Origin of the sequence: Chamaesiphon sp. OTE_8_metabat_110 (assembly GCF_031382685.1) — a bacterium.
Lineage (GTDB): Bacteria > Cyanobacteriota > Cyanobacteriia > Cyanobacteriales > Chamaesiphonaceae > Chamaesiphon.
Genome location: NZ_JANMZA010000506.1, coordinates 1 through 3,163 on the forward strand (window position 1 = coordinate 1; position 3,163 = coordinate 3,163).

Here is a 3,163-nt window from a genome sequence, read left to right on the forward strand (position 1 = left end):
CATACCGTCTTAGAATTCCTGACTCCAGATTTACTCGAATTAGCATTACAATTAGGCTGGCTCGATCGAGCTGGCATCTCGATCGCGACTGGTGCTAAAATTTATGCTTTCTATCATTCCACATTTCAGGAATACTTTGCCGCTCGATCGATCGCCGATTGGCATTACTTTTTCATCGGCGATCTCCATCGACAATCGCCGATTTTTAGTCCACATTGGCAAGAGACAATTCTATTTTGGTTTGGGAGAGGGGATATTGCCGCTAGTGAAAAAGAGTCCTGTTTAGCAGCTTTAATTGATTTCGAGCGAGCGAGCGGTGGCTTTTATCACTATCGCGCTTATTTTCTCGCCGCCGCCGCAATTGCTGAATTTCCCGAATCAAAATACACCCAGACAATTATCGATCGGTTATTAACATGGCGATTTGCCGAATATATACCCGAACAAAATCTCTGGCAATTTTATCCTTTACCGATTCAAGATGGAGCGAGATTAGCACTCAGACAAACCGATCGGATCGCGGCTATTGCTGGTTTAGAAAGATTCATTTTAACTGTCAGAAATCCTTTCTTACGCTGGCAAGCTGCCCATAGCCTCGGCAAAGTATTCGATCCGGGTAATAAAATTGCAATTGAGTCATTAGTTGACTCGATCGCGACAGTCTCTAATAGCGATATCTGTATTAAAATTTGTGAGTCAGTTTGTAAAATCGACCCAAACTATAATGATGTCGCGATCGACAAACCGATCGAACTCATCAAAACTAGTGCAGCTCCAAATATTGTCCGCAAAGCGGCTTTCATGCTGGGTAAAACATCACTGGAGCGATCTTTATCGAGCGATAAATATATCGAACTATTCAATTTGGCGATCGATACATTAGTCTCGATCGTGAAGGAGCATAACGAACCAACACAATTGTCACCGAATGCTCATCAACTTGCCGCATTAGAAAATCTGCGGCAACTTGCCCCGACACATCCTGTCGCACAGAGCCAATTTAAAACCAAACAAACCTTACCCAGCAGCACCCGTAATCGCGCCAAGAAAGCTGCTCATCAACGTGGTAATGATATCGCAATATCCATACTTGCCAATAAACTACTAACTACAACTAATCCCGAAACTCAACGTCGCTATGCTTATCAGTTGGGAAAATTTGAGCTTGGACACCCCTTAGCAGTAGAGACATTATTAGAGTTAATGTCTTCATCCCACCCAGCAAGTTTCTACAAACGCACTGGTGAATATCTCAAGGAAATCTTATTAGATGAACAATTACCATTGGTAGTTAAGGCGCTAAAAGTTAAAATTTCGGATCTCGATCGCGGCGATCGCTCGGCGGCGACTATTCAATGTTATAAATTACTTTGGTATTGTGCCGATCGATTATCTTATCAAAAATTTGTTTGGGTTTGGAATCGATCGGACTCTATTTTACCAAGCGATCGTCACCTTGAGAAACGTGAGTAAATAGTCAATGATGTATCAATTTCAAATTGGTAAATCGACTCGGAACTCTAAGAGTTGCCCTTCTTCACTACCAAACTTGAGCTGCATTCCCGACTGGAGTGGAAATTCACCACCGTGAATCTTGTGCCATTTATTATCGCGATCGAGTACATAACTACCAAAGCGGGACGAGTCGCGCAGGTAATAAATCCCGTTCATCACATCAGTCATCGAAGTAGAACGATAGATAATTTCGGCATGACGTTGAGATACCCAAGGTTCGTGAATTATCAGATCGTTATCGCTAGATCTACCAACTCGCATCAAGCCATGTCCGATCGGGAAATCGGGATGAGTATGAAAACTTAAAGACCGCATAAATGCCGCTGGAATTAATTGTGGCACAGACGGTATCTCCGTAATTGCTGCCTCTAACGGTCGAATTAATTCACCATTAAACTCCGGGTGCATGTAGAGAATCGGCAGCGTCCAAGCAGGTTGATTGAACTTGTATAAAATCAATAATTGTTGTCTGGCGATCGCCGCCGCTTCATCGATGCTCAGTCGTTGTGCCAATGCCTGCGTAAACGTCTGAATAAAGCTCAACGCCTCTCGATCGGCGATCGTATCGCGCATCGCCAGCACCGCAGGGACACCATAATGTAGCAACACCTCAGCCAGACTGCTGCGCGGGACGGCTCGCTGTTGATGTTGATACGGTTGCGCGCCCCAACAGGAGTTAAACACTGCTAGTTTTACTCTACACCGGACGAGTAATTGGGCGAGTTCCGTACCATTCATGCCGCCGAGATTGTTGAGCATCACCAATCCGCCTTCTGCCGCAGGCATCCCATGTCCGGCATAAAAAAATAAATTGTACTGCTGACTTTCTAATGCGGCGATCAGTTCAGCAGGCGTTGGTTGCACCAATGTATCGACTTGACATCCGGCTGGATTGAGGCGATTGGGCGGATTAAACCCGCTTGGCATCGTATTTTGGAGTGCTTGGGCGATCGTCGCGGCTTCCTGCTGGAGATCGAGCTGCGGACTACCAGGAATATTTTTCCCCAGCACTAGGAGAATTTTGATGGCTCGATCCAACCGTTGCGGCGGTAACGAATCGACATCGCTATTAGTGCGGCTGAACAACACCTGTCGATCGATCGAGATTGCTGGCTTCCCCGGCTGTGGCTGGATGATTTCCCACGGGAGGGGGATTAGATCGGGATCGCGCACTTCCAAGCGCAGACGGAGCAATTTGCCCTGCCCGATCGCCATTCCTTGACTTTGAGCGAAAGCATTCCCCGTTTGGCGACACAGCAGCCATTTCCACAAGCTCAATCCCAAGTGCTGCATTAAATTGGCACTATAAATCTGGGGTTGTGGCGCATCCACTGGCGCTACCGCTGCTAAATCCAGCTCGGGAATGCTCGACTCCTGATGACATGGCAAACAATAAGGTCTACTTCCCGGACTAAACAACGCTTGCCATCCCAGCCATACTTGGGATAGCTCGATCGTCCAATGACAATTTTCAATTACGGAGCCGCCAGGATAAGGTGCTTTCAGAACCCACACGGCATAATTATCTGGCGTGTCTGTACCCAAACGCGCCACTGCAATATTTAGAGAAGGATGTTCATCCACGGATAGAGGATTGAGAATAGGGGTATGAAATGTACGCACGGTGGAAATAACGATCGAGATGATG

General features: G+C 46.4%; 1 protein-coding gene and 1 pseudogene. One reads left to right on the forward strand and one right to left on the reverse strand.

The genetic code is table 11. From position 1 onward, the window contains the following. Nucleotides 1-1,473, forward strand: a pseudogene (locus tag RMO52_RS18525) (AAA family ATPase); the annotation flags it as partial. 21 nt (nt 1,474-1,494) lie between these two features. On the opposite strand, the gene RMO52_RS18530 reads toward RMO52_RS18525, so the two are convergent. Next, nucleotides 1,495-3,163 (reverse strand): CHAT domain-containing protein (locus tag RMO52_RS18530; RefSeq protein WP_310417188.1); only part of this gene is annotated, 1,669 nt, incomplete at its 5' end.